This is a genomic window from Stenomitos rutilans (assembly GCF_059505485.1).
Genome location: NZ_JCACKR010000041.1, coordinates 81,339 through 107,993 on the forward strand (window position 1 = coordinate 81,339; position 26,655 = coordinate 107,993).

Genomic DNA, 26,655 nt, shown 5'->3' on the forward strand with positions numbered 1-26,655 from the left:
TATGATTTAGTAGAGGAAACTGGTTGATGAGAACGTTTACATTCAATATTGAATGCGATATAGATTCTGACCAGGGAAGATTGGCAGTTTAACCGACAAGTTAAGCGGCGATCGTAGTTTAGTCGCAGCAGTGCGATCTCAAAGGATGGTCAAGCACTACCTCAAGTTTTTCGCAATTTGGGGAATGCAGGAAAAGCTGGCTAGGCGTGATACAACCCTTTGGTATTATCAAATCCTGGTTGAACTGCTCAAAATATTCTGAGCGTGCTGTCTGGGTTAAACCGTTTATACTACACAACATTTCAATTCAAACGGATGAGCAGATTCATCACGCAAATGAAAACTGCGCCTAAAAATCTCACTGATCGTCTCGAAGGCTTGTCTCATCATGCAGCTCCTATAGCAGTCGATGAACTTGAAGCATTAGTCCGAGAAACTGTAGAATTGGTCGAAATTCACATGCCTCAAATAGATACTTCATTGGTAAGACAGAAACTAGGGTGGAGGCAGCAACCGTGGAAACTCAACGAGTCAGATCGGTGAAGAATTCCAGCTAACAATCCCGTTGCACGCTGACTATTTCAAGTCTCCTCGTTGAGTTCGAGAGTGATTGGCGGCGGGTGAACGGTATCGTTAGCTGGCTCTGTTCTCAGTTGGGAAAATCATCTGGATTTTGTCCGTTAGCATTCAACTTTTCGTTGGTCAGGACATTTAGACAAAAAGTTGAACGATGCCTGTAATATTCTCACTGCCATGACCTTGAGCGATCGCAGTTCGGTAAATATCGATCACAGCAGCGGTTGTTGGGATCCTTGCCTCCAAACTTTGAGCCGTTTGAGTCACGTAGCGAAAATCTTTCTCGACCAGATCGATTGGAAATAGCGGCGCATGATTCTGGGACACCATCAAACTTCCGGCTCCTTTAGCGGCTGGGCTAAGAACAGGCAAATCCCCCAGGCATTCCATCGCTTTTTCTGGACTGATGCCATCTTGGGATAACATCCCTAACAGTTCTGCCAACGCTGCGACTTGAATGCCAAAGAGCGCATTAATCGCTAGTTTCATCGCCATGCCTTGACCGACAGAGCCAACGTGATGAGTCGTTGCCACCCCAGCATCGGTTAAAACAGATCCTACCTGCGCCAAGGTTTCTGCTTGTCCACCGACTAGCGAAATTAGCTTTCTAACCTCTGCTTGAGGGCGAGAACCCACCACAGGTGCATCGAGAAAACCTGCCCCACTCTGGGCAATGGCTGCGCCCAATTCTCGAATCCAATCCACGGTCAATGTACTCATTTCGATCGCAATTTTATCTGGTGTTAATCCCAAGATTGCACCGGTTTCAGCAGCAAGCCACACTTGGCGCGAGATCTCATTGTCCGTCACCATGCTCAGCACCACATCACTTTGCTCGGCAGCAGCACGGGGACTGGTCGCAAAGGTTGCCCCGCGATCGACCAAGGGTTGCGCCTTTTCGATGGTGCGGTTATGCACAACCACCGAGTAATCTGCATCGATCAGGTTATGAGCTAGCCGCGAACCCATTGCACCTAGACCCATCACCGCAACTGTCTTTGCGTTCATTTTTAGACATCTCCCTAAATTAGTCGATTCATTGAGTGCAGAAAAAAATCCTGCACCGCTCACTACAGTAATGATTCGGACGAGAAGGTGGTCAGAAACTGAAACGCTTTTTCTCGGTAAGGCTCCATTACGGTGTAGGCATCGCTCGACAGGAACTGCTTCATCACTGCCTCGCTAGGGAATTCCATCACTGCAACGAGATCGAAGCGATCGCTGCCCACTAATGTTTCAACCCCTCCATAACGGTGTACTTTGGCACCCGCTTGTTCCAGTAAGGGGAGAACCCCCTCGACATACCGTTGCAAGGCTTCTGCACCGTCTTCTGCAAAATTTGCGATCGTAATCATTGTGGCAGTCATCCGATTTATCTCCCAGCGATTACATTGTGGCAAATTGCTTCTCAACTGCTTTATGGTCTTGCTTCCAAGCTGCATAAAGCTGAGTAGACATTGGATCGGGAAAAATATCTTCTCGGTCGGTTGCAATCCCTTGCAGAACCGCCATTGCAATATCCGCAGGACTTGTCTTTGCCATGTCCACACCAGCCAGCATATCGGTGTCCACCGCACCCGGAAAAATCCCATAAACCGCAATATTTTTATCGGCAACACTAGCGCGAAGGGATTGGGTCATTGACCAAGCAGCCGCTTTTGAGGCGTTGTAAGCAGCCAATCCTGGCATACTGGCTAAAGCCACAAGAGTCAGAAGATTGACGATGGCACCGCCACCATTACGTTCCAGCACGGGCACAAAGGCACGAGCCATATTCAGCGTTCCGTAGAAATTAACATCAAATTGTTGATGGATGGTTTCTACGGTCGTCTCCAGAATATTACCGAACGACAACACCCCAGCATTATTGATGAGAAGATTGACATCTGGAGCTTGCTCAGACAACTGGCTGACCAAATTGCGATCGGTGATATCGACTTGTAACGGAATGACTCGTGCTAAATCGAGGACTGTTAACGCTTCCAAGCTATTGCGATCGCGGGCGGTCGCATAGACTTTCTGCACACCTGCATCCAGTAAGGCTTGAACCAAGGCTCGACCAATGCCACGATTTGCGCCAGTCACCAATGCCGTTGCGTTTTGAAGTTTCATGATCTGCTCACCTGTGCATTAACTTTCGAGATGACCTAACTGTAGCTGCTGTTAAATCAACAATAAATACAAAAACACGAACTTCTCTCGTGTGCATCTCGCATGAATATTGCGTGATTCATGTCTAAAAATCATAAAATATGCAATATTTCAAAAATTGTTGCTTACAATGCAGGAAACTGTCAATTGAGTCTAGGCATTCGGCGATGGAATTATCTGTGCTGCAAACCTTTGTAGATGTTGTCAAGCAAGGCAGCTTTGCTGCTGTTGCGCGGGAGCGCAATGTCGATCCTTCATCGGTGTCACGGGCGATCGCTGGTTTAGAAGAAGAGCTAGGGATTCGTCTGCTCCAGCGCACAACGCGGCAATTGTCTCCCACAGAAGCGGGGATGGCATACTTTCAGCGAATTGAACCGTTGGTCGAGGAGATGCAGCAGGCGATCGATGTTGCTGCTGATATGTCTGGACAACCGAAAGGAACATTGCGGATTACGGCATCGGTTTCTTTTGGACTGAAGCGCGTTGTGCCGTTATTGCCTGACTTCAGATCGATGTATCCCGATCTCACGGTCGATCTACTGCTCACCGATACGAACGTCGATCTATTTACAGAACGCATTGACCTTGCGATTCGACTGGGATTGTTGGCAGATTCGACATTAGTTGCCCAACAACTGATGAAAACTCGTTATTTTGTCTGTGCGAGTCCGCAGTATCTTCAGCAATGGGGACACCCAAAAAATCCTGGCGATATCGAGCAGCATCACTGTTTGCTATTTCCGCTAGCGGGTTTTCGATCGAGATGGCGATTCAAGCATAGCGATCAAGAAGAAACCGAAGTTTTTGTCCAAGGACATACCATGATCTCAAACGCGATCGCGCTTCAGCAATGTGCAATTGCCGGGATGGGATTGGCATTACTACCCGACTGGTTGATTGAAAGCGATTTAGGGGACGGTAGGCTTGTCAATGTGTTTCCCAGTTATGATGTGACGGCAACAGAGTTCGATACTGCTGCCTGGTTGGTCTATCCCTCCCGTGCTTACGTTCCGCTCAAAGTTCGAGTTTTCATTGATTTTCTCAAGCAGTTTATTTTGGGCTAAATGCGCGTCAATCTATTCAGTTGTTGCCGTCAGCTAACCAATCGATGAAGCGGACGGTTAAGAGATCTTGGTAGTGTGCCGAAGTTACTTGCCGCCGCTGCATTTTGCCGTTATGCTGCGAAGTTATCAATAAGATAGGACTTACGCAAAACCTGTCTGAGTTTGCCCCCTAGCCCCCAAATTTGGAGGAACTCAGTCTTTTAAGCCCCCAAAATTGGGGGTTTGGGGGCTAGATGAGTAAGTCCTATAAGACAACCTTTCAAGGTTGTTGGAGAAATGAAACTCTACCATCCCCTTCAACTGGCACTGACCTCTTGGCAACCGCAATCGGGATTGACTTACACTGAATATCGACCTCTACCTCAACTAAAACCATACATTATCTGCTCTTGGGCGATCTCTGGAACCCCACCAGCAGGTAAAACCTACACTTACCGCGCCTTACCTGATGGCTGTCTAGACATTGTTCTTAACCTAGACTATCCACTCCTTGGCTCTCTCTGTGGAGGGTTCACCCACTATACCGATTTCTATTTCGCCGGATCGATAACGCTGATTGGGTTACGTTTCCACCCAGGTGGATTTGTTGCCCTGACGGGCATATCCGGTGAACATTGTACTGGGGGCTTTCTACCAGTTAATAGCATTGGTCTGTCTTTAGAAGAGAACCTTTGGCAGCTTCAATCTATCCCACAAGCACTCGAACATTTGCAGCAAGTTATTTGGTGTCATTTTTTATCGCGCCAGTCATTTAAACCGCAAATGGATCAACTAATTCCTTATATTTTGACACTGAACCCGAACGAACGAGTCACTGATTTAGCTACAACTCTGGGATATAGCGATCGCCAGTTCCGCCGAGTCATTCGTCACCTAACGGGCTATGCGCCGAAATCGTTTCTGTGCATCATGCGGTTTCAACAAACCTTAAAAACCTTGATAAATTCACCCTCGACTTCTACTCTCGATCTTGCCCTATCTCATGGCTACTACGATCAATCTCATCTATTACATGAGTTTGAAGAACTGGGGGGGCTTTCACCGCAGGAATTGGTTATCGACAGGTAATGATGTCCGATTTTTACAAGTCTTTGGCTGGCGATTTCTCTATTGTGAATGAGGTAATTCATCAATCTGGAGGCAACGATGAAAAGTCACTCACACAGTAACACCTGGGAAACCTACTCGAAATCATGGTCTGTGGCAGACACGGCTACAAGGCTGCAATTGTTTGAGCAAAGCCTAAACCCAGATTGTGTATACACTGACCCGATCACACAAGCTACGGGATATGGTGAACTATCTGGATACATGGCAGCACTTCACAACGAAGTGCCTGGAGTGACATTTGTAAATACCGACTTTAAAGACCATCACGATCGGAGTTTGGCTCATTGGAATATGGTGGACGGCAAGGGAGATATTCTATCTCAGGGTGCAAGCTATGGCTTGTATGGGGCTGACGGACGATTAACGGAAATGACTGGATTCTTTGAACCTCCCAGTGCAGGTTGAACCAATGTCTGACAGTGCCTACATCACTCGTAAAATCTTTATGAAGGGCTATCTAGTCCCTTTATTTGTCTTGCCATTACTCACGACCTGTAATCAAAAAGCTACTCATTCATTAGTTCAGGAGCAACCCATGGTGCCTAAGTTTAAGGACGTTTATGCGGTTTACATTACACGTAAAATGGAAGAAACCAAAGCTTTTTATGAAAAGTGGTTTGGTTTTACCACTCTCTTTAATTCCAGTTGGTTTTTAATCCTAGCCAGTCCAGGCGAGCATCCACAGACACTCGCATTTTTGAACGAAGTTTGGCCCCATTCGCCAAAACCGCCAAGATTTCCCGCTTACAACCAAAGTGGTTCCTATCTGACTATCCAAGTTTCAGATGTTGATCCGCTCTACCATTCTCTTAAAACTGAGGGTCTCTCCATTCATTACGAGTTGACAAACGAGCCTTGGGGTCAGAGACGCTTTTCCGTCATCGATCCTTCTGGAATTTTCATCGATATTGTTCAAGATATCGATCCCCAACCTGGCTATTGGGACTCTTACATCAGGAATTAGCACTTTAATGATGAGGCCCCGTCATCAAGCGTGATTGCATCACACCTGCCTGAGAGCCAAATAAGTCGTGCATAAGTGTTCTAACGTCATAAATTAAGATAGCCTCTGGTTTCACTTCAGAAGAACTTCAGCTTTTCTTGAGAATATTTAAGACGTTGTTACTCTTTGAAAAACTACAATGAAAGTTACGTCTTTACTCAACACTGCTGCTTTGCTGGGTTTAGTAACGGTTTGGGATGCTCCGCTAAAGGTGGTTAATCCTGCTCTTGTACAGGCATTTGCCTAATACCAATTTGAATAGCGAACAGGGCGGATTAGGGACGGGGTGCAGGGGTGGAACCCCTGGCTGGGGGCGAAGCCCCCACATCCCCATCTGCAACTTTCATTCTTTAAATTGGTATAACAAACGATGATGGTGGCTGGTGAAACTGCTCAACAAAAAATTGCTCAACTTACCGCCGTAAAAAGTAAACCAGGGAGTGCTGATTTAATGCGTAAGCTGTATGTCAAAGACCTGACGCCGATCGAATTCAACCTGGCGGCGCAGGAATGGTGGTTAACTTATGCAGCAAGGCAAGCGACCAACCATCTCTCTCTGCATGACCTACGATGTCATTGTTGCAGTCAAGAAAGGCAGAATTGTTAAGTTTCCTGCGGCTGAAGTGAAGTAACGATAGCTTCTGAGAAACACGTCACCGAACCCTCTTCAAAGTGCAGACAGGTAACGGGGTTGGAGGCATGCCAGTGCCGCAAAGCCCGGATTCAACGCAGCCATATTGGTTGTGCCTTTCTGGTTTGGCTCAGGCTCAATGCCCTGGCTCATCAAGCAGGGCGGTCAACTTACCAACTCAAGCACAGTTTACTCGATGATTACCTGTGTCAGCAGCTCAAAAATCCATCCCTCAGAATCGCTTTTGCGTAAGTCCTAATCGAATCAGAATCACTGCGTCCTTGAGCCGGACTGTAGCTATTGATGAATTGCCACCTGCAACCCAAGGCAAATGTAACTTTGCTTCCCTCTTCTCTCGCCATTTCTAAGGATGTAATTGGTTTGACATTCTAAGCATTACACTTGAAGGAAAGATAGATGAACAAAAAATTAGGCTTTGCCATTGCATTTTTGCTGGCTTTGATGGTGTCGATCGTGACAATGAACGTCGTTGCCGCACCGAGTGGATTAGGAGAAGCCGAGACATTGTTGGTAACCGCTTCTAAGGAATCGGGTCGCCCCAGCTACTCTGAAGCAACAGCCGTTAAATTTAAGCCCAGCGATAATGTCTATGTGAAAAGCGTTTTGGCTGTCGATTTTACCTACGGCAAGGCAAACGTTACTCTACCTCTGTATAGAGGACTTTCTCCGCAGGATGATCCTGTTTATTACATCATCACCGAATCATCCGACTTCGACGTTGCTAAGAAATTGGGAGTCAACTTTGCTCCTAAAATGAAGCAAGCGATCGGCTCTGCTGGAGTACAGAAGGTCACAATGAAGGGCGGTTTGATCACCTTCAAGGGCAATGTAGACTTTTCTCCAGAGTATCAAGTCGAGCCTGGCTCTCCCGATCCGTTTCCGCCTAAAGTGGCAAAGCCAGGAGCGGTTGGAGATGCTCAGTGGTCTTCAATGGTGGTCATGCCCAGTCAGGTCGTGCTCAATATTCAAATGGTGCATAATGCATCAGGTAACCACGATCGACTAAAAGCCCTGGATATGAAGCAGCGGAAAGTAACCATGTCCATCTTGGACGGTTTTCAAGGGGGCAAACAGTACTTCTATCATCTAGTAACGGATGTTTCAGCCGAAGTTCCGTCCGTACTAGAAAAGGGAGTCTACACGCCTCGGCTTGCGAAGGTTCCTCAAATGGGCAAATCAACGCCCTTCGATCGCTCTGCCCTGTTGGGTTTCTCGCCAGTCCTGAACGGCATTACTGACACTGGCACCGGACAGTTTCAAGGCTTCACTGCTTCCCTGGCAAACGGTGGAATTGACCCGATCAATGTCTTTCCCATTCCGCCCTCAAACAACGATCGCTCCGCTAACAACAATTACAGCCCTCTTTGGGATGCCCATGTGAATATGTGGACAGATGCTGCCATCAAGGCAAACAAGGTCAGACGGATTACGTCGTTTGAAGACCTTCAAGGACTGGTGAAAGCGGGATTAGTTACCAGTGCCTATATCAATCCCCAAGGACCTGGCAACCCCTGGTTGTTTGGACTACGACCCACCCAAGCGGTGATCAACTGCCCTGTAATTGCGCATCCTGTACTCTCGAACTAGCTTCAGCGTCTTTTGGATCCGAAGCGTGGAGGTTGGCTTTAGCAATTCTCCACGCTTTTGATATTCATCATTTAATCTGACCAATTGCCCAACCGTTCGCCACTGACTACGCTCTAAAAATTCTTTGCACCAACAATTGAGTACATTCGCATTCAATGTGACCGCTTGCGCCGATTAATTCTGTTTCTCAGTTTCCCAATTAGCAAGAATGACCCATGCCCACTAAAGTTGTTGTTAACCCTGACCAGATTGCCATTAGTGATGGTTCTTCCTTTCTAGTGACTGCACGAGATGGTTCGATTGACGATCGACTTCCTCAAGGGTTCTTTGTCCGCGATACACGTCTTATTTCCTACTACGAAATTTCGCTCAATCGGTATCCCCTAAAGTTACTGGCTTCAAGTCCACTCACCCATCGAGTGGCGCTGTACCGATTTACCAACTCTGAGTTTCGGACGGTGCGAGGAACGTTGCCCTATGGTCAGTTAATCATCGCCGTGCGACGAGACGTTGTGGGCGGATTGCATGAGGATATTGATATTACAAACCATCATGGCGATCGCGTTGAATTTCAACTCATGTTGGCAATTCGCTCAGATTTCGCAGACATCTTTCAAGTTAAGTCTCAACAACTATTAGCCCGTGGCAAAACTCGGACAGACTGGAACGATGGCAAGCTGAGCACCGATTATCAGAATGGTGCCTTTCACCGTAGCATCATCGCTGCACCTGATGGAACAAGTTCACCCCCTGACTTTGCCAACGGTCGCTTGGTCTTCGATGTGGCGCTAGATCCCGGTGAAACGTGGCACGCTTGCATCAATTTCATTGCCCTGGTGGATGGAGATGTACTGGAACCTCGCCATACCAGCGCCGAGATTGCCGTCACAGAGGCAGGCAAAGTACTAGAAAATTTTCTTCAAGTCTCCACTCAGCTCCAAACCTCAAATGCCGAAATTGCCGCAACGTATCGGCAGGCATTGATTGATATGGGTGCTCTACGAATTGCGTTTGAGGAGAATGACAAATCCTACTGGATGCCTGCCGCTGGGATGCCGTGGTTTATGGCAGTGTTTGGACGGGATTCGATCATTGCTGGATTGCAAACAATGGCGATTAATCCAGAGTTTGCCCGTGGCACCCTGGCTCGGCTGGCTCAGTTACAGGCAACAGCAGTCGATGATTGGCGGGATGCTCAACCAGGGAAAATTCTCCACGAGATTCGGCGGGGTGAGTTAGCGCAACTGCATGAAGTGCCGCATACTCCTTATTACGGAACAGTTGAAGCAACCATCCTCTGGATTGTGACGTTAGCAGAAACTCATCGCTGGACTGCCGATAGATCTTTGTTAGATCATTGCCAACCTAATTTGGAACGGGCACTAACTTGGATTGATCAGTATGGCGATTTTGATGGGGATGGCTTTGTGGAATATCTGACTCATTCCAAAGATGGTTTGCGAAATCAAGGCTGGAAAGATTCGGGTGATTCTATCGTTTACCCGGATGGCAGTCAAGTTGAGCCACCGATCGCGCTTTGCGAAGTGCAGGGTTATGTCTACGATGCCTGGAAACGCGCCGCTGATCTTTACGAAGTTTTGGGCAACCATGACCGCGCTGAAGCACTGCACCACAAAGCAGCAGATCTCTATCGGCGGTTCAACGATCGCTTCTGGGTGGAAGAGGAAGGCTTTTACTGCCTCGGATTGGATGCCAAAAAACAGCAAATTCAAGCGATCGCCTCTAATGCTGGTCATCTACTTTGGTCAGGCATTGTGCCGCCAGAACGGGCACAACGACTCGTCGATCGACTGTTCCAACCTGATCTATGGTGTGGTTGGGGTATTCGCACCCTTTCGGCGCAGAATCCCGCTTATAACCCGATTAGCTATCAGCTTGGTAGTATCTGGCCCCATGACAATGGCTTTATTGCCGCAGGGTTAAAGCGCTATGGATATCACGCCGAAGCCAATCGCGTAGCTGAAGCAATCTTCGCGGCTGCCAGCTACTTTGAGGCTGGACGAATGCCAGAACTGTTTGCAGGCATCGATCGCCAGCCCGAAAGTTTTCCAGTCCCTTATCCGGATGCCAATATTCCTCAGGCATGGGCGGCTGGTTCCATTTTCTTCTTCATCCGCACCATCCTCGGACTGGAAGCCGATGCCCCCAATCGACGCTTGCGGGTGCAGCCTACCTTACCCGACTGGTTACCAGACATCGCGTTAACGAATTTAGTCGTGGGTGATGCGAAAGTCAACTTGCGCTTCTGGAGAGACGGCGAACAAACGCGATGGGAGGTCGCTCGGCTGGATGGCGAGTTATTAACCTGGCAATAAAAGTTCTGACGATAGTGGACTAGACCCTGATTGACTGACACATCTTCTCGACCTAAAACGTTTAAGCGGTGCTCAGGCGTTGTTCGAGGGAAATTGCACAATGCCAGCCAATCTTGAAATAGCTGTTGCCTCGGAACCAGTGCGGGTCAACCTGACACCGATTGCCTTGCTCGACGACGGTTGTGCCAATACTGGTTAAGTAGAGCGTGGCAATGGCAAGCACCAGACCCAAGCGCGAGAGCATTGAAACAACGCAACATTGATGCCTGTGTCGATCGCTAGAATCTTCATACCAACCTCCGGTTATTACTTGATAGAGGATTTGAACTTCTGACCTCCAAGGTACCGGAGGTGTCTTTCCTTTCCCTATCGGCTTGCATAGATTCTTTAGACAGCTTTAAGTGACCTGTGAGGAAGCATTTCAAGTTGTCGTGAGATAGCAGTAATCAGTTTCGTCCTGCGGTGACACCGCCATCGACAGGCAAGACAACTCCAGTAATCCAACTGGAGCAAGCATCATCTGCCAGAAACAGAATTGCTGCGGTTGTATCCTTGACCTGTCCATTGCGTCCTAATGGGTGGAAAGCGTTGAGCGAGGCAAGTTGTTCGGGTGTCAGTAAAGGCTCAAATAGTGGCGTTTCGACCACCGCAGGTGCGATCGCATTCACGCGAATCTTGTCCGGTGCAAATTCAATTGCCAGGTCACGAGTCAAGGCGTGAACTCCCCCCTTTGCTGTTGACGATCCACTACAGGGCGTTGCAGCAATTGCATGGTTTGACCACATTGACCCAATATTGACGATCGCGCCACCGCCTCGTTGCCGCATTTGTGCGATCGCCACCTGGGACATGAAAAAGTACCCTCTTAGCAAGTTCAAATAACTGTCAAGGTCTTCTTCCGTATGATCTAGAAAAGGCTTGGGCTGAAAAACGCCTGCATTGTTGAGCAGCACATCTACCCCCCCAAACCGCTCGACGGCTAGATTCACGATCCTTTGACTCGTTTGAGGTTGCCCAATGTCACCTACCGCGTAGACAACGCTCTCCCCAGTAGGGATTGCGACAGGATACGTGCAAAAACCTGCAAGATAGCCTTCAAAGGCTTGCTCATCAGTGCTTTCAGTAAACTCAACCAGAAAGCGATACAATGTCTGCCCTATTGCGGCACGGGCAGAAGTGCTACGAGAGAATGGGGCTTTCAAGCGTTGAAACGGCACCAAAAAGGGTCGTGTACTACTGGTTTTGGGGTAGTACTTGGGCCAGAAATAGTCCAACCCTGTACCAATCAAGGTTTCTGGTGGCATGTCGTAGGGCTTAAAAGCTGTAACCCTTACAGGCTAAGCATTTTAACCCTATCCTGCAGGTTTTTACATGTATCCTGTTCCAATCCCTGCTTCATCTGCAATTTGACATTCCAAGGCTGTGAAGCATTGAGACTCAAACTGGTTCTGCTTCCTATCCAAAGTTGCTTTGAATCTAGCAATCTCAACGATATCGATTCCATGACCAACAATACTCACCTGAGAACCTTCCTCTGAGTGACGCTAAATTGCCTGTCGTCTATCACTCTAAACAAATTCTCAGATGACAAGTGTCTATTTTTACTTTTGATGGCTCTTAAAACTTTAGATAAATAAAATCACCAGAGGAGTTGATTTACGAATAACCTCACCAAGTCTTCCTGGAAACAACTATCAGAAGTTCACCTAAAACGCAGTTCTTAATGTTGAAGTTTCCTGAATTGGCGAAGAAGGACGATCCTCCTGGGAAAGCCGTCCCAACTCTGCAAGTACCTCCAACGGAATCCCAACTGATTGGGCTGCTTCCAAAACCGTCATATTCTCAGTTCGCATCAGTTCCAGAAGCTGGCGCACTTTAGCAACAACAGGATCATCGATCGACGTGTAGCCTCGCATAATGGCAATGCTTAACCCGGTTTGAATGTTGTCCAGCGTTAAGTTGAGATTACCAACAGTGGGATCAGCTTGTGAACGGGCGATCGTAGGCAAAATCTGAACACCGACATAACGTGGATTGCTGCTGTGAATAATATCAAACGTGTAGAGCCGATTCTGCCCTCTAGCATCTACCGTTTGCACCATCAGGTTGGTTACAGGCGTAGTGGTCGCTCCTGGAAAGCGAAGTGGTTGAATCACTCTCAAGAAAATAGTCTTTGCCCGCCCAGTCTCTAACTCAGCATCAGTGCTGTAGACTACCCGCGAGGCATCTGCCAGTAGGATATAGGCGATCGTTTCATCGGTCTGGCTAAAACTAATCGACGTTGCCCGTCCAGGAGCAACTTGAACTTGCACAGAACTGGTCGTCGCTCTGGTGCGATCGACGACCTGATAGGCTGACGTTTGTGCCTGAACGGATAGCCCAGGAGATACCAAACCAATCAATAATGCTGTGCTAACTAAGCTCAGAGCAGGCAATCGTCTCATCGGTCTACCCTCAAAAAGCTATTGACCACCACAGAAACTTCGGTTCCTTCAGGAACAAACTGCACATTGGGTCGTTGCAAGAGTTCTTGCATCGTTTGATCAGAGCGGCGAGCTATCCGTTCAGCAATGGGATTGAAGAAACCTTCGAGTGCAGCCGCCCAAATCTGAGGTTCAGCACTCGAAGTGATTACGCTCTGATTAAAGTTACCTCCCGATGTGGTGGTGCTGGACTGGGTGCAAATGTTTCTGGAAACACGAGACAAGCTTTGTCAGGTTCCAGAAACATTTGGAGGTTGATTGATAATCGTTCCCACCCGACCCAAGCTGCTGAGTAATCCTGTCAACAGGTCTTGGCGAGCGATATCAGGTCCTACATTATTGAGCTTTTGGGCTATTAATGGTCGATTGTCTTGCCCCCGAATCTGAAGGCTATCAGGCGGTAAGGTTTGCTGACGGATTTGACCGCTGCGATCGCGATACACAATGGCGATCGCACTTGCCGATACTAAATTATTACCTCGCCCTACAGCGCTGGTACGAATCACCAAAACCGTACCCGTAGGGAGTGCCACCGTGCCATTTGTGGCTTTCATATCTTCAACCAACTCTACGGCAAAGCGATTTTCTTGGGCAGATGCTGTACCACCTGTCGAATTATTGCTACCCTCGTCCCAAATCATCGGCATAATCACCCTGGCCTTAGTGAACGTTCCGAGCGCGACTTCCCTGAAGCCACCCATTTGTCCATCAAGCTGGTCAGCCGGAGTACGATTCAGAATGCCAATCATGCCAGGAGTCATGTCAGCACTAAACGCGGAGTGCAACTCCGTAGGCAAAGCCACCCCAAAGGGGTTAGGACCCGTGTCGGAACTGGTTGTCAGGCTTGATGATTCTGTTTCCATCCTACCAATAGAGACTACGGGAATAACCGGGTTTTGCTGAGTCGCTGATGCAGATGGATTAGACTGAGCACCAGGTCGATCACTGGAAGCTGTTCTCGAAGGCTCCATAGCACCGGGACTCACTCGTAGTTGTCCAACATTTGCCAGTTGTGCCCAGCGCTGAAACGGATCGACTCTTTCGACAGGTTGAATCCTCTCTGGCGGAGTAACAGGTGATCTTACAATCACTGGGTCTGGTCGAGAGGCTGTGATAGGAGGAGACACCGCAGCCGGAGTCGGTGCTGGAGCCGTTGACCTCGAAGCCACAGGTCTGGATGGGGCTGGAGATTGAGATCTAGCAGCAGATTCAGGCTGGAGTTGTTGCTGCTGATCCTGGAACGCTAGACGGCTTTTCAGTTCAGCCGTCTCATCAAACGTTGGCGGCGTTGGCGGGGTTGGGGTGGGCGACTGAGTAACTTGTCGGGCTGGTGGGCGAGGTTGAAGGAAGCCAAACCACAAGACAGCTCCGGCTCCCATCACTGTTCCAACCACTGCCACGACAGAACCCAATCGAATGCTGGCACGCTCCGCTAGGGGACGCTCTACTGCACTTTCTTGGTCTTGCTTCAGCCGATATTCTTCTGAAATTAACTGCGGAGTGGCAGGATTAAAACCCGCTAGCTGCTGTTCCTCCTCTGGAGTCAGGTCATCATCAGCTTCCAAGTCATGTTGGACTGATGTTGTAGAAGTTTTGCCATTTCCGTTTGAATGATGAGTCGGGTTGGAAAATGCCTCAGACATCTCATCAAACTCATGGGATTCAAACTGCCGGTTCGCATTTGTCATGATCATCCTCGCTGCACTACCGCTGTTGCTGGGGGTTAAACTCGACAATTCGGGTGATTTGCAATCCCGCAGCACGTATTTCGTAGATTTTGCGTTCTACCAGAGGCGCATCGGCTCCGAGGGGCGACTCTCCTGCGGAGACACTGCGTGAACGCGGCACTTCAACCGCCTGCAACGTAAATATACGATTGAAAGGAATTCGCTCATCCTTACCCGTCGTGCGATCGATTAGCACCCGCGTCGCCACCAGATCCACTTCCCATTCGCCAGGTCGAATTTCCCTCGGTTCTGACAGGTAGGAAATGATCGTCGTGCTCCGAATCTGCCCCGAAAAAAGCGCCGGAGGAACCAGCTCCGCAACCTTGGGCAGAGACGCTTTGGCAAACTCCGATTCCAGCAGCAGAGAAGCAAACCAGGCATTGGTCGGAATTCGTTTGTTATTACCAACTCGAACCCCCTGGTTGGGTTCATTCGTGCCAGGAATCTTTTCATCCCAGTTGAAGGTTAGGGTCGTCCAATCACTGACGACTTTCTGGATCACCGACGGATAGCGCCAGTTCCGCTCTTGCTCCGAGACATAAATCGTTTCACCATTCACCAACTGAGCAAAGGTTGTCTTCCGTTCGGCAATGCGGTTCACTCGAAAGGCAGTGAATAGCGTTAAGACAAAAATCAAGCTGTTGAAGACAGTCAGGCAGATAAAACACACTGCCAGAAAATTTTTTGCCTCGGGTAAGAGTGGAGCTTGAAGTCGTTTAATCTGCATAGCTACCCCCGTCGTATCAGAGCAATGCTGGTGACTGTACCGATCGCGCAGTGTCTCTATCGAAGAGTCGCATTACTGAAAATGCCTCTTACATATTCGTCTACAACGATCGCAAAATAGCTGCGATCGCTTGCTTCAGACTCGGTAATTCTTGCTCGACAGCTAACCAAACAATATCAAGGTCAATCTCAAAGTAGTTATGAGTCAAAATGTTTCGCATTCCAATCATTTTTGACCAAGATACTTCTGGATGCTGGTCTCTGGTGGCTGAAGAAAGCGAGCGGGAAGCCTCGCCAATAACTTGCAGGTTTTGAGTGAACCAGGTTTGAATCAGCTCATTTTGCTCAAAGGCTTGTCTACCCTGCACAGCATAGCGATCGATCCGCTCGATCGCCTCTAGAATATCTTGCAGTTTCTCGCGATCGTCTCTCATAGGGGGATTGCTTCGCTCAGGACGCGATCGCGGATTCTGGGTCGCAGTCCTTTTTCTGTAACTACATCCACCGGACAATCTAGCAGGTCTTGTAATTCCATCAGCAAACCACCGAGGTCAAATAGGCTGCGTTTTGCCTCCAGTTCCACTAGAAAATCCACATCGCTGTCTGAATCAGCTTCGCCCCGTGCCACCGAGCCGAAGACTCGAACGTTGTAAGCACCATATTTTGCCGCTGTCGCCAAAATTGCTTCCCGCTTTTCCTGTACCTGTGCCCCAATGTTCATACGCAGCTTCCCCGTTTGTCTCGATTATCCCATCACTCCACTGCCCTGTCCCTATCCTGAAAGTGACCCATTTTAGGCATTGCTATTCCCCCATGTGTAGTTGCTGGAGAACGGCTTGCGTGAGGGGCTGATCGGAGAGTTGAGAGGTTTGTCCTGTCGCAAACGCTTGGTTTAGCAAAGTCAAAAAGTTTTGTTTGCAGGTTTGAGTGTTGGGATGGTTGGCTCCTAACTGTCTTCTCCAAATGCTCATTGCCCGAATATAGAGAGGTTCTGCCTCGGTGTAGCGTCCTTGCGTTTGGTAGAGTAATGCCAAATTGTTAAGGATATTAGCAACATCGGAATGGTCTCCACCTAATTGCGGTTCCAAAATTGCCAGCGATCGCTGGTAGAGTGATTCAGCTTCGCTATATCGCTCCTGCACATAGTAAAGGTATGCTAAACCGATAAGGCACTGAGCAACATTGGGATGGTCTTTACCCAGTTGTTGCTCCCAAATTCCTAACGATCGCCTGTACAGAGGCTCTGCCTCGGCATAACGTCCTTGCGTTTGGTAAAGTAATGCCAGATTGTTCAGACTTTGGGCAACATCGGCATGGTCTTTACCCAACTGCTGTTCTCGAATGGACAGAGATCGCTGGTAGGGCGGTTCTGCTTCAGCGTAGCGTCCCTGTGCCTGATAAAGTAATCCAAGATTGTTAAGACTGTTAGCAACGTTAGGATGGTTTTTACCTAGTTTTTGCTCCCAAATTGCCAGCGACCTCTCATATAAAGACTCTGCCTCATTGCAACGTCCTTGCGCTCGATAAGCTTCTGCCAGATTGTTGAGGCTGTTGGCGACATCAGGATGATTGGCTCCCAACTGCTGTTCTTGAATTGACAGTGCTCTCTGATACAGAGGTTCAGCCTGACTGTAGAATCCTTGTATTTGGTAGAGGTATGCCAGATTAATGAGGGTTTGGGCAACATCAGGATGGTTCCTGCCTAACTGTTGTTCTCCAAGGTTGAGCGATCGCTGTAAGAGTGGTCTAGCCTCGCTATAACGTCCCTGCAACAGGTATACTACTGCTAGATTATTGAGGCTCTGGGCAACGTCCGGATGTCCACTACCTAGCTGTTGTTCATAAATTGCTAGTGACCGCTGGTAGAGTGGCTCTGCTTCAGCATAGCGTCCCTGAGTTTGATAGAGTAATGCCAAATTATTTAGGCTTTTAGCGACATTGGGATGATCTTTGCCTAGTTGCTGTTCCCAAATTGCCAGCGATCGCTTGTATAAGGGCTCTGCCTCAATGTAACGTCCTTGCACTCGGCAGAGTTCTGCCAAATTGTTCAAGCTGTTAGCAACATCGGGGTGGTTGCCCAACTGCTGTTCCTGAATAGTGAGCGATCTCCGTAGGAGAGGTTCTGCGTCAGTATACCGTCCCTGAGTTTGATAGAGTAATGCCAAATTACTAAGGCTGTTGGCGACGCTGGAGTGGTCTTTACCAAATTTCTCCTCTCGAATTTTTAATGAACGCTCAAAGAGGGGTTCTGCATCAGAATATCGCCCCTGAGATTGATATACAGATGCCAGATTGTTGAGGATGTTGGCAACATCGGGGTGATCACTACCCAACTGCTGCTCATAGATGGAGAGTGCTTGCTGGTGATGCACTTCCGCTTTGGCATAACGTCCTTGAGCGTGATAGAGAAGTGCTAGGTTAGACAGACTCATGGCAACATCAGGATGGTTTTTGCCTAACCGTTGTTGACGGATGGAGAGCGATCGCTGGAAGAGAGGTTCAGCATCGGCATAACGTCCTTGAGCGCGGTAAATTTCTGCCAGATTGTTGAGGCTAGTAGCGAATTCCCGTTGGTCATTACCCAACTGTTTTTCATAGATGGAGAGTGCTTGCTGATAGTACACTTCTGCTTTAGCATATTGTCCTTGAGTGTGGTAAAGGAGTGCAAAATTATTAAGACTCATAGCGACATCGGGATGGTTGGCACCTAACTGCTGTTCCCTAATAGCGATCGCTCTCTGGAAAAGTGGTTTTGCTTCAGCGTAGCGACCGATTATTCGATAAAAGCTTGCTAGATTATCCAGGATCGCGGCAACATTAGGATGGTTGTTACCCAATCGAGCTTCTACTGTTTCCAGACAATGCTGATACCAGGTCAGGGCAGAGGTATAATCTGCCTGCGCTCCATAGAATTGGGCAACACGGGTAGATGGATAGATCAAATCAGCATCAGCAACCCACAGGCACAGCGTAGTCGCAACTTCCTTGAGGTGGGGAATGATGGGGGTAAATTGCTCAACCTGTGCTTGGGTTTCTACAATGGGCATTCGGTTTGCTTCGGCTGCCATGACTTGGCACACCCTTTGCTTCAGCGCAACATCATTTGCCATCTGCTCTCGCTTCACCGCAAAAAACTCCCGCAGCAGTTGATGCAGTTGAAATAGGTTTTTGCCAACTCTGGATATCAAACTGCGTCCCAGTAGGTGATCAACCCGGTAAGTTTCTAAGACTTCCTTGCCCCAATCTGGCAGACATTTTTCCACTAAATTCCAGGGAACGGGCGCTAGAGCAAATACACTCAACAATCCACAAAGCATCCTAGCTTCATCGGGGAACTGTTCATCATCCCAAGTTAATTGGAAAGCCGCTGCTACGCCCAGTTGAGCCGTCATCTGTTTCGCCTGCACTAACGCCTGAGCGGCCAACTTTTTTGCTTCCAACCGCTCTAACATTTCCACCAAGCTCAAGTCCTCCCTCCGAGCCAGGTAGCGCCCAACTAACTCTAACCCTAAGGGCAAATAGCCTAACCATTCACACAATCGTTGGGCATCGGCAAGTTGACTATCAATCCGATGGGGGTCATCTACCAACACTCGCAACAGTTCCAGAGAAGCCGCCTCCGTCAACACCTCCAACTCCAGCCGCTGAGCCGAGGCTAACAGCTTCAACCGAGTGGTCATCAACACCCGAAAACGGGGATCGAGCAGATTCAAATAGGGTTCCACCACCTCATAATCCGTCACATCATCCAGCACCACCAAAATCGGTTCCCCCTGCCAGCGGCGGCAAACCCACTCCACCTTCTTCAACAAGGTTTCCTGGTCATCGGGCGGTTCCGGTAGCCCCAACTGGGTGCGGGCAAACTCCAACAAGCTCAAGCCCACATCCTGCGACCTGACGTTAATCCAGCAGAGACCACCGGGATAGGTATGCGACTGCAAGTGCTGGTAGGCATACTGCAACGCTAATTCCGTCTTACCCACACCCCCCATCCCCGACACTGAGGTCACGGCAACCGTCGAGGCAACTTGCAACTTCTCATGCACCTCAGCTAGGTTCTCTTCCCGCCCCACAAACTTCACTACCCCACTCAACGGTAGATTACTGGGAATCCCCACAGGTCGCCTTGCCAGTTCATCCAGGAGTGTTCTCATCCCTTCCTGAAGCACCGCTGGATCATTAACTACGTAGTTGGTGCCAAAAAATCCTCTAGCACCACTTTCTAACCATGTTTGAAATCCAACCCCATTCCCTTGGTTGAATTGCACCATGCGGTCTTCAAACACCGTTCTCAAACGAGCGTCCGCTTGAATGACTGACTGCAAAAATGCAATACTTTCAGGCTTGGAAACGCTACCATTCTCTTCCAAATGCTCAGCCAGCATTTGACAAAATTGTTCAATCAATAAATCTGACATGGAGGGCAGTCTCTAAAAAGATGAAGTCAGAAGGAAATCACTCAAGCTTCAGGCGACTTGCCATAGATGTGGTTGTCGCCAATAAAGGCTGTTCCGCCCTCAACTTTCGTTTGCCACCCCTTCGCATTGCCGGAATTATTCTGCACCATTGAGCTATTATCCTGAATCTTCCCGGCATTAATTTGCTGCGCCATCAACTGAATTTCATTGGCAAATTGAGGATCATCATCCATTGCCACCTGCAAATAGGCAGCGATCTGGTTAATCTGTTCTGGCGTGATTTTGTGGGTTTGGTCAAGCGATGCTTTGACTTCCTCAATCCGAGGCTTGCCGCGCAGCTTCGTCCAGATACGCTTGAGCAGGCTTTCCATTTTGGCGATCGCCTCCATCGTATATTTCTTGCCCAGTTCACCTGCACCAGACTCGATGAACTTTTGAAAAGCAACGGTGGCGATCGCGCCAGCGGTCAATGATACAGGGTCAGTCATTTGGGAGACTCCAGGACTAGGACTGTATCTTTTCTACCAAAGGAATTTGCAATTTTACTGAAAACTTTACACTTAATTAGGCAACTGTCCCTTCTAAAATCAAAAACGGCTTACTTGAAGCGCGAGCATTGCAACTTAGAACATGAGCATTCTCATCTGAAACAGCAACAGTCTCATTTTTAACCGGAACATTCCTACTCAAAATAAGAACTGTGCCGTTTAAACCAGCAATCATCTCATTCAAAACCGAAACGTTTCTATCCAAAACAAGAACGTCCTTGCTAAAACCGAGAACGTTCTCCCCGCAAATCGAATGGGTCTATCTAAAGCCTAAACGGCTGTCGGCTGGGGCTTCTCCTTCTTCGACTTACGGGCAAGCCGTTGCCCCAATTCACCCACCACTGCCTCCAATCCAGCTCCCTGTCCACTCGCCTTGGCGTAGTTGTACACCTGCAACGCCTTGGTGCGGTTGCCTGCAAAAAGGGTATCACCCTGATTGTTGTTAAGGGCGAGGTCGCTCCCCAACACTAATGTGACCGCCACTTGATTCCCTTGCTCTTCAAATTGCAGCGTTTTGTTACTGGAAATCGTAATTCCCTCCCGATCGGCATCATCCAAGTCTGCATGAGCAGCTCTGGCAAACCCCACTAACGATTCTGCACAGGCAATTTGCTCAGGATCGGCTCGCCGTGCCATAAGTTGTTCCAGCACTTTGGACTCTGCGATCGCTTGTGCGGGTGCCGCAACCTGACTTTCTTCTGTATACACCTCTGGCTCAACCATTGCGGAATTGGTTTGTTCTGCGATTTGCTTCTCCAAACGACTCACCACCACCTCTAAGCGGTCAAGCCGTTTGGATAGCCCTTTCAGATATGCCTCAATCTGGTCAAGCTGTTCGCTAATGCTGGCTTCCCGATCAATCTCCAGGGGTTGCCCTTTGTAGGTGGGGTCTAGTTTTACACCCAGCGTGTCTACCTTACTCCCCACAGTTGCAGCCGCATCTGCTAGAGGATTTTCACCCGCAACTGGTTCTGGTTCCGCCGATGGCGTTACCGTTGAGCGCCCGGTTGTTGCCTCTTGCAAACGGCTGGTTAGATGATCAACCTGCTCATTCTGCCGCTGAAGTTCTCGAACAATTCGTTCGATCCGTTCTTCGTCATCCTGAGCTGCCAGGTTTTCTAACAGCCCCTGTCCAACCACAATGCCCAGAGCTGCCAGTTGCCCTGCCAGCCCTGCCACATTGACTCCATTTGTCTCGCGTCCATTCACAGCCGCCGAAGCACTCAGACGAGACGCTTCCTCCATCGGATCTCGGTAGCGGAAGTCCCGACCATTAGATTTACTAGCTTTACCTTGAGTTTGCGCCTTAGATTGAGCCTTGCTCTGAGCTTTCGATGATGATTTGGCTTGATTTTTAGCTGTCGGAACTGGAGCAAGCTCTTCATCCCCCAGATTCTCTAGATCCTCATCAAGGTCTCCGTCCAGCAGGGCATTCAGTGCCTCGTCTGGCTCTTCATCCAAGTCATCGTCCAGATCAAGGGCATCATCCAGATCCGTATCCAAATCGCCAAATTCTGCCTCTTCAAACCCAAACATCTCAGCAATGTTGGAGGGCGTAAAGTAGTTTTCATCCTTATCCGTAACGCCTTCCAGGTTCTTGATCAGATACTTGCCACTAGTTCTTTGACTGGGATCGCTGGTGAGATAGAAGCGGTAGCCCCGAATTTCATCATCACTGCCACCACCTTCACAAAGTTCAACGGTAATGGGAGCCTTGCCCGTTGCGTAGCTTGCGCGAAGCGCACTCGCTCACTGAATGACTCAACATAAGCCTTGAAGTCCTCATGAGACTCAATTCCTTCTTCCTGAAGCGCCTTAGTGATGGCTTTATCCAGGGTGTTTTCAAGATGGCGGAGTTTGCGGCGAATCTCCTATCGGAGACACTACGTGAACGGTCAGGTTCTGCCACGTTCGGCTCTGCCGTCTCGAAGAGTCTCGCTTCTGGGTACTCTGCCGCTGCTTGGGTCGGGTGGGTGTTTTGATAGCCATAGGCAGCCCTGGAACACAAGTTAAGGTTGCTGTAGATGTCACTCTAGCAAGGCGAGTGTGCTTTGCACACGCTACGCGAACGCCCCTACACCCTATACCCAATGGCGATTTGTCCAGTATCCAGTTGGCTAAGTTATAATAATCCCAGAATTATACCCTTGCGGTTTGCTCAACCTATGAACAACAGCGTAATTAAAGATCCCACGTTCCCAATGCGCCATGCCCAGGTGACGGAGTTGAAAAATACCGCCAAAATCGCGGATTTGGCAAAAGACGCGGATGTCCTGATTACTCGAAATGGGGAAACCATAGCCTATCTGGTCAATCCAGAGCATTATGAGGCAATGATTTCAGCATGGAATGAACTGCGGATCAAGGTCAGCCAAACCTTGATATCCAGCTATGAACAGCAGCATGGAGGTTTGCAACGATTAGATGCGGCGATCGCGGCTGCCCAACGAGGAGAGTGGGCAACTCCAGAAGAAGAGGCTGAGGTGTTTGACGATTAGATGAAAGTCACGTTTCAACGAGCTGCGTTGGATGACATCGAAAGAGTATTATCGGGCTGACCTCTAAATTTCAATAGCTATGCCAGAAGACTACATTTTAATTGTGACTGATGAAACTGATGGAGTCTCTGTACCAATCGAAGGTCAACGGGGATGGGGCGAGGAAGTCCGTAACCGCATTGCTAGCCTAAAGGAAGTCAGGTTGCCCGTCGCGCAGCTAGAGCAGAACATGAATCAGTTCTTGCAACTGATTGGGCGCTTGTTCAAGCAGGTAGATCAGCAGATTGGTGCAGAATCGGATATGAAGCTGGATGAGGTAGAGCTATCGGTGGAAATCAGTGGGGAAGGAGAAGTTAAATTGGTGGCAGGCGGGAAAGCTGCCGGAAAGGGGGCAATTAAGCTTAAATTCACGCGATCGGATAAGAAGTAAATGGCAAGCAATTGGGCGATCGTCATTGGCATTAACCAGTATCGATTTTTGCAACCGTTAAAGTATGCGAAACGGGATGCCGAAACGATGCATAGCTTTTTAATGCAAGAAGCCAAATTCGATCGCATCTTTTTGTTTACCGATGACTCTCCCCCTATTAGCGGTAAACCAACTGAACCGTTTCGGGCAAATCTGCTGCGGGTCTTGCGCCAAATCTTTGCAACGCCCTTTATGAAGGATGGCGATAACTTCTGGTTCTTTTTCAGTGGACATGGAATTCCCCACAACGGACAGGATTATCTGATGCCGCTGGATGGCGATCCAGAGGACATTGAAAACACGGGCATTTCCACAAACGCCATTGCTAATTACCTGCGGAGTTGTGGAGCCGATAATGCGGTGATGATTTTGGATGCTTGTCGCAGTGGAGGCAAGAAAGCGGGTGAAGGGATTGGTAGACAAACGGAAGCAGAAGCTCGTCAAACTGGGGTGATTAGCCTCTTTTCTTGCAGTCCCGAACAGTATTCCTATGAATTGGAAGCCATCGAGCAGGGAGCCTTTACCTATGCCTTGCTAGAAGGTCTGGGCATTCGAGGTCGGTGTGCGACTGTCGAGCGACTCAACCAGTATCTTGAACATCGAGTGCCGGAACTGGTGACTCAATATTTGGGCAGGGTCAGACAGGTTCCTTATACCATTGCCGAACCCCTGAATCGCTCTCACCTGATTTTAATGCCCCAACACTCCAGTCTTGCTGATATTGCAACACTGAAGAATGATGCCTATCGTGCTGAGAGACAACAAGATTGGGATTTGGCACAACGGCTCTGGATACGAATCAATGCAGCGGCTTCGGGTCAAGATATGGAGGCGATCGAAGCCTTGCAAAATCTGGAAACCCAGCGTCGCAACAGAACGGCTCCCCCTCAACCAGAACCACCGCGAACAGCAGAATCCTCCAAAGCTTCTTTTAAATCCCGCTCACTAACTCGAAGGCAAGTTCTCCAATGGGCAATTCCAGCAGGCGTGGGAGTGGCGGGAGTAACCCTTGCCAGCCAACTGCTTAAAGTGCCATCCCAGCCAACTGCTTCCCCCTTTTCCCCATCTCAGCCAACTCCTCCCTCCCCCCCATCTTCTCCAACTTCTGTCAACGTTGATTATTCCAGATTAGAAGGATTTCTGAAGTCCGGGAAATGGGAACAAGCTGACCTGGAAACCACTGATTTGATGTTGAAAGTGGCAAATCGAGAAAAGGAAAATTGGTTGGACGATGAAAGCATAAAAACTTTCCCTGTAGTGTTCTGAGTAGAATTGACCGCTTGTGGGTAAACAATAGTGATGGCAAATTTGGATTCAGTGTGCAAAAGAAGATCTATGTTGGAAGCTGTGGTGGCGAGCTTAGTGGACAGAATAGTGAAAAGGCTGATAATTGCTTTGGTGATCGGGTAGGGTGGCGAGTGAAAGAAAACTGGATCAGTAACAGTGATACAGACTACAGCACACAGGCACCCAGAGGACACCTACCCACTTATTACAGCGCTGGAGGTACGTATGTTTTGTTTTGGGAGATGGGGAGGTTTGCTCTCTTCTCTCGTGCAGAGACTTGTAAACTTTAGCATTTAACGGTTTCGGTAGTTTCTAAAGATTTGTAGTAGCAGCCTTTTTAGGCAAATAATCAAGATTCCAGCACTTCATTACCTAGCACCAGAGAGTCCTTACCCAGTTAGGAAATTCTGCGATCGCTCTTTTGAGAGCAGCAAGCGATCGCCCCTCTCGCCGCAGGTTTGGTTGAGTACCGTTAAGTTCTTGCCTGTAAATCATTGGATGAGGTGAAACCCAACTGCAAGCGATCGCTCCACTGTTGAACATCAGCAGCAACTTGCAAGCGATCGCTTGGGCTTGACCAGAGTGTTGACCACTGGAGTTTCCATCGACTCAGTTGGCGTTGCAACTCAACCAATTGGGTCGCCAACTCTATGTTTGTATCCAGGTTCAGGCTAGGAACGACCCACTCAATAAAAAACTGGCTTTCTCGAATCAGGTCTTGGGCAAGTTGTTCCTCCGTACCCGCTTGAGCCAGTGCTTTAATTTGAGTCAGGTTTTCAACCAACTGACCAAGCTGAGTCGAAACGTCATGTTCTAGATACTGGGTTTTGAGGCTATGCAAATTTACTGCCATGACACATTTCCTAAAAGATGCTGAACAATGCGGTGAATCTGCTCTCGAATTGCTGGATCTTGAATTTCCATTGAGCGATTGCCAACGCTAGGGCGAATGTTAATTAACGATTCGTAACCAACGCCCTGTTTAAGGGGATACCAGTCTGCTCCCCAAACATGGACTTGCTCGCTGCCGTCCTCCAGTAGTACCTGTTCACAGTCGGCATGGAGTTCCCCTCCCCCCGCTAAAATGCCTTGTTGTATGTCTACTGCTAGTTTAATGTAAATCCCCAAAACCTCTAGCATTTGTCGCATTTGCTCTGGTGTCGCGCGGGTGCGAATGATCTGGATCATCAAAGTAATAACGATTAAGGCTTAATTCTCTCCCAATTCTCCTTTACTTTGTGGCAATCAACTCAATCCTAGCTGTCAGGTTCAGGTAGCATTCGAATCAATCGCGGTCAAAGGAAAATTGAGGATTGGACGAATGGGGCGATCGTGGTTTATCCTGCTGAGGCGATCGGTCCCTCTCCACCAGCATTCTCTCTCTAACTCCCCTGCGTACTCTTCTGACAGTGACATGGTTTCCTCACCCGTATGTAGATTCCCTCGACAAATCGTGCGTCTCGCTTCATTCCGAACAATAAAGTCACCTGTGGGTTGAACGTAGGCAGTCCATTGGTCACCCACCTTAAACTGAGCAATTTCAGCATCACCTGACCGGCGCTGTTCATAGGTTGTGGCTACGGCTGTCACCAGTCCTGAAAACATCTCTCTACGCCATTGATCCTATCCAGTTCAGAACTTTGAACCGCTTCGGCACCAGGGAGGACTGGCTCAGGCAGTTGAATCGAATCAGGGTTCAACTTCAGCACCACGCTAGAACCTTCAGGACGTAGATTTGCTTCAAAAGAACTCCCGATCGGTAGCTTAGGAGTATCCGGTGAGAAAGTGCCAAGGTTCTTATCGTCGATCTGGACGATCGGGGTGCCGTTATAGCGGTAGTACTCTGGATGCGATTCCGGCAGTTCAAACTCCCCTACCTGAATGCTCACAGTCTGATTGCGCCATTGCTTACTGGCAAAGTTCTCCCCAGCAAAGTCATTGTGGCGGATACCCAAAACCTTAATCTCTAGAACTTACGCATTGACAGAAGTGGCAATGTCTGAAGTCAGACAACAGCCGA

28 protein-coding genes and 2 pseudogenes are annotated in these 26,655 nt (G+C 48.7%); 10 read left to right on the plus strand and 20 right to left on the minus strand.

Translation table 11 applies throughout. The features are described from left to right. Nucleotides 1–711: 711 nt before the first annotated feature. The 3 genes from AC5JLP_RS07085 to AC5JLP_RS07095 form a co-directional block, all read right to left on the minus strand. On the minus strand, nucleotides 712–1,584 hold the full coding sequence (locus tag AC5JLP_RS07085; protein ID WP_496067221.1) for an NAD(P)-dependent oxidoreductase: 873 nt from the start codon (nucleotides 1,582–1,584) through the stop codon (nucleotides 712–714). Nucleotides 1,585–1,646: 62 nt separating this feature from the next. After that, nucleotides 1,647–1,943, minus strand: coding sequence for a DUF1330 domain-containing protein (locus tag AC5JLP_RS07090; RefSeq protein ID WP_496067222.1), 297 nt, complete (start codon nucleotides 1,941–1,943; stop codon nucleotides 1,647–1,649). 19 nt (nucleotides 1,944–1,962) lie between these two features. After that, nucleotides 1,963–2,688, minus strand: a complete 726-nt coding sequence (locus AC5JLP_RS07095; RefSeq protein WP_496067223.1) for an SDR family oxidoreductase — start codon at nucleotides 2,686–2,688, stop codon at nucleotides 1,963–1,965. A gap of 206 nt (nucleotides 2,689–2,894) precedes the next feature. On the opposite strand from AC5JLP_RS07095, the gene AC5JLP_RS07100 reads away from it, so the two are divergent. From AC5JLP_RS07100 to AC5JLP_RS07115, 4 genes are all read left to right on the plus strand, one after another. Continuing rightward, on the plus strand, nucleotides 2,895–3,791 hold the full coding sequence (locus AC5JLP_RS07100; protein ID WP_496067224.1) for a LysR family transcriptional regulator: 897 nt from the start codon (nucleotides 2,895–2,897) through the stop codon (nucleotides 3,789–3,791). A gap of 276 nt (nucleotides 3,792–4,067) precedes the next feature. After that, nucleotides 4,068–4,859 (plus strand): DUF6597 domain-containing transcriptional factor, encoded by a 792-nt coding sequence (locus tag AC5JLP_RS07105; protein ID WP_496067225.1) that lies wholly within the window; start codon nucleotides 4,068–4,070, stop codon nucleotides 4,857–4,859. Between the two features lie 78 nt (nucleotides 4,860–4,937). Further along, nucleotides 4,938–5,306: a nuclear transport factor 2 family protein gene (locus AC5JLP_RS07110; RefSeq protein WP_496067226.1), complete on the plus strand. Its 369-nt coding sequence runs from the start codon at nucleotides 4,938–4,940 to the stop codon at nucleotides 5,304–5,306. A 4-nt stretch (nucleotides 5,307–5,310) separates the two neighbouring features. Continuing rightward, nucleotides 5,311–5,865, plus strand: coding sequence for a VOC family protein (locus AC5JLP_RS07115; RefSeq protein ID WP_496067227.1), 555 nt, complete (start codon nucleotides 5,311–5,313; stop codon nucleotides 5,863–5,865). A 967-nt stretch (nucleotides 5,866–6,832) separates the two neighbouring features. On the opposite strand, the pseudogene AC5JLP_RS07120 reads toward AC5JLP_RS07115, so the two are convergent. After that, a pseudogene (locus AC5JLP_RS07120) lies at nucleotides 6,833–6,925 on the minus strand (hypothetical protein); the annotation flags it as partial. Nucleotides 6,926–6,952: 27 nt separating this feature from the next. Here AC5JLP_RS07120 and AC5JLP_RS07125 point away from each other — a divergent pair. Next, complete coding sequence (locus AC5JLP_RS07125) at nucleotides 6,953–8,143, plus strand: hypothetical protein (RefSeq protein WP_496067228.1); 1,191 nt, start codon at nucleotides 6,953–6,955, stop codon at nucleotides 8,141–8,143. 215 nt (nucleotides 8,144–8,358) lie between these two features. Continuing rightward, complete coding sequence (locus AC5JLP_RS07130) at nucleotides 8,359–10,479, plus strand: amylo-alpha-1,6-glucosidase (RefSeq protein ID WP_496067229.1); 2,121 nt, start codon at nucleotides 8,359–8,361, stop codon at nucleotides 10,477–10,479. A 61-nt stretch (nucleotides 10,480–10,540) separates the two neighbouring features. Here the strand turns inward: AC5JLP_RS07130 and AC5JLP_RS07135 are convergent, their stop codons facing one another. The 12 genes from AC5JLP_RS07135 to AC5JLP_RS07190 all read right to left on the minus strand — a co-directional run bounded on the left by AC5JLP_RS07135 (nucleotide 10,541) and on the right by AC5JLP_RS07190 (nucleotide 21,917). Continuing rightward, nucleotides 10,541–10,723 (minus strand): hypothetical protein, encoded by a 183-nt coding sequence (locus tag AC5JLP_RS07135; RefSeq protein ID WP_496067230.1) that lies wholly within the window; start codon nucleotides 10,721–10,723, stop codon nucleotides 10,541–10,543. Nucleotides 10,724–10,925: 202 nt separating this feature from the next. After that, complete coding sequence (locus AC5JLP_RS07140) at nucleotides 10,926–11,783, minus strand: SDR family NAD(P)-dependent oxidoreductase (protein WP_496067231.1); 858 nt, start codon at nucleotides 11,781–11,783, stop codon at nucleotides 10,926–10,928. A 402-nt stretch (nucleotides 11,784–12,185) separates the two neighbouring features. After that, a complete protein-coding gene (locus AC5JLP_RS07145) occupies nucleotides 12,186–12,923 on the minus strand; it encodes a hypothetical protein (RefSeq protein ID WP_496067232.1) in 738 nt (245 codons plus the stop codon). Then, complete coding sequence (locus tag AC5JLP_RS07150) at nucleotides 12,920–13,186, minus strand: hypothetical protein (RefSeq protein ID WP_496067233.1); 267 nt, start codon at nucleotides 13,184–13,186, stop codon at nucleotides 12,920–12,922. The genes AC5JLP_RS07145 and AC5JLP_RS07150 overlap by 4 nt, the downstream gene beginning before the upstream one ends. A gap of 6 nt (nucleotides 13,187–13,192) precedes the next feature. Continuing rightward, complete coding sequence (locus AC5JLP_RS07155) at nucleotides 13,193–14,650, minus strand: hypothetical protein (RefSeq protein WP_496067234.1); 1,458 nt, start codon at nucleotides 14,648–14,650, stop codon at nucleotides 13,193–13,195. Between the two features lie 16 nt (nucleotides 14,651–14,666). Then, on the minus strand, nucleotides 14,667–15,416 hold the full coding sequence (locus AC5JLP_RS07160; protein ID WP_496067235.1) for a hypothetical protein: 750 nt from the start codon (nucleotides 15,414–15,416) through the stop codon (nucleotides 14,667–14,669). A 100-nt stretch (nucleotides 15,417–15,516) separates the two neighbouring features. Beyond that, entirely contained in the window at nucleotides 15,517–15,849 is a 333-nt protein-coding gene (locus tag AC5JLP_RS07165) for a HepT-like ribonuclease domain-containing protein (protein ID WP_496067236.1), read from the minus strand. Then, nucleotides 15,846–16,136: a nucleotidyltransferase family protein gene (locus tag AC5JLP_RS07170; protein WP_496067237.1), complete on the minus strand. Its 291-nt coding sequence runs from the start codon at nucleotides 16,134–16,136 to the stop codon at nucleotides 15,846–15,848. Before AC5JLP_RS07170 ends, AC5JLP_RS07165 begins: the two co-directional genes overlap by 4 nt. Nucleotides 16,137–16,218: 82 nt before the next feature. Next, nucleotides 16,219–19,833, minus strand: coding sequence for a tetratricopeptide repeat protein (locus AC5JLP_RS07175; RefSeq protein WP_496067238.1), 3,615 nt, complete (start codon nucleotides 19,831–19,833; stop codon nucleotides 16,219–16,221). A 41-nt stretch (nucleotides 19,834–19,874) separates the two neighbouring features. Then, nucleotides 19,875–20,321 carry a hypothetical protein gene (locus tag AC5JLP_RS07180; protein ID WP_496067239.1) on the minus strand — a complete coding sequence of 149 codons (447 nt, stop codon included), beginning with the start codon at nucleotides 20,319–20,321 and terminating at the stop codon, nucleotides 19,875–19,877. A gap of 76 nt (nucleotides 20,322–20,397) precedes the next feature. Then, entirely contained in the window at nucleotides 20,398–20,586 is a 189-nt protein-coding gene (locus AC5JLP_RS07185; RefSeq protein WP_496067240.1) for a hypothetical protein, read from the minus strand. Between the two features lie 65 nt (nucleotides 20,587–20,651). Continuing rightward, nucleotides 20,652–21,917: a hypothetical protein gene (locus tag AC5JLP_RS07190; protein ID WP_496067241.1), complete on the minus strand. Its 1,266-nt coding sequence runs from the start codon at nucleotides 21,915–21,917 to the stop codon at nucleotides 20,652–20,654. Between the two features lie 248 nt (nucleotides 21,918–22,165). On the opposite strand from AC5JLP_RS07190, the gene AC5JLP_RS07195 reads away from it, so the two are divergent. The 4 genes and pseudogenes from AC5JLP_RS07195 to AC5JLP_RS07210 all read left to right on the plus strand — a co-directional run bounded on the left by AC5JLP_RS07195 (nucleotide 22,166) and on the right by AC5JLP_RS07210 (nucleotide 24,925). Then, nucleotides 22,166–22,363 (plus strand): hypothetical protein, encoded by a 198-nt coding sequence (locus tag AC5JLP_RS07195; RefSeq protein WP_496067242.1) that lies wholly within the window; start codon nucleotides 22,166–22,168, stop codon nucleotides 22,361–22,363. Between the two features lie 183 nt (nucleotides 22,364–22,546). Further along, nucleotides 22,547–22,879, plus strand: coding sequence for a hypothetical protein (locus AC5JLP_RS07200; protein WP_496067243.1), 333 nt, complete (start codon nucleotides 22,547–22,549; stop codon nucleotides 22,877–22,879). 79 nt (nucleotides 22,880–22,958) lie between these two features. Continuing rightward, nucleotides 22,959–23,309, plus strand: coding sequence for a Pepco domain-containing protein (locus tag AC5JLP_RS07205; RefSeq protein ID WP_496067244.1), 351 nt, complete (start codon nucleotides 22,959–22,961; stop codon nucleotides 23,307–23,309). Continuing rightward, nucleotides 23,310–24,925: pseudogene (locus AC5JLP_RS07210) on the plus strand (GUN4 domain-containing protein). Nucleotides 24,926–25,107: 182 nt separating this feature from the next. On the opposite strand, the gene AC5JLP_RS07215 reads toward AC5JLP_RS07210, so the two are convergent. The 4 genes from AC5JLP_RS07215 to AC5JLP_RS07230 all read right to left on the minus strand — a co-directional run bounded on the left by AC5JLP_RS07215 (nucleotide 25,108) and on the right by AC5JLP_RS07230 (nucleotide 26,590). Continuing rightward, nucleotides 25,108–25,488, minus strand: a complete 381-nt coding sequence (locus AC5JLP_RS07215; RefSeq protein ID WP_496067245.1) for a hypothetical protein — start codon at nucleotides 25,486–25,488, stop codon at nucleotides 25,108–25,110. After that, nucleotides 25,479–25,823 (minus strand): DUF5674 family protein, encoded by a 345-nt coding sequence (locus tag AC5JLP_RS07220; RefSeq protein ID WP_496067249.1) that lies wholly within the window; start codon nucleotides 25,821–25,823, stop codon nucleotides 25,479–25,481. Before AC5JLP_RS07220 ends, AC5JLP_RS07215 begins: the two co-directional genes overlap by 10 nt. An 81-nt stretch (nucleotides 25,824–25,904) precedes the next feature. Next, nucleotides 25,905–26,240, minus strand: a complete 336-nt coding sequence (locus AC5JLP_RS07225) for a hypothetical protein (RefSeq protein ID WP_496067246.1) — start codon at nucleotides 26,238–26,240, stop codon at nucleotides 25,905–25,907. After that, complete coding sequence (locus tag AC5JLP_RS07230; protein WP_496067247.1) at nucleotides 26,222–26,590, minus strand: hypothetical protein; 369 nt, start codon at nucleotides 26,588–26,590, stop codon at nucleotides 26,222–26,224. Before AC5JLP_RS07230 ends, AC5JLP_RS07225 begins: the two co-directional genes overlap by 19 nt. Between the last annotated feature and the right edge of the window lie 65 nt (nucleotides 26,591–26,655).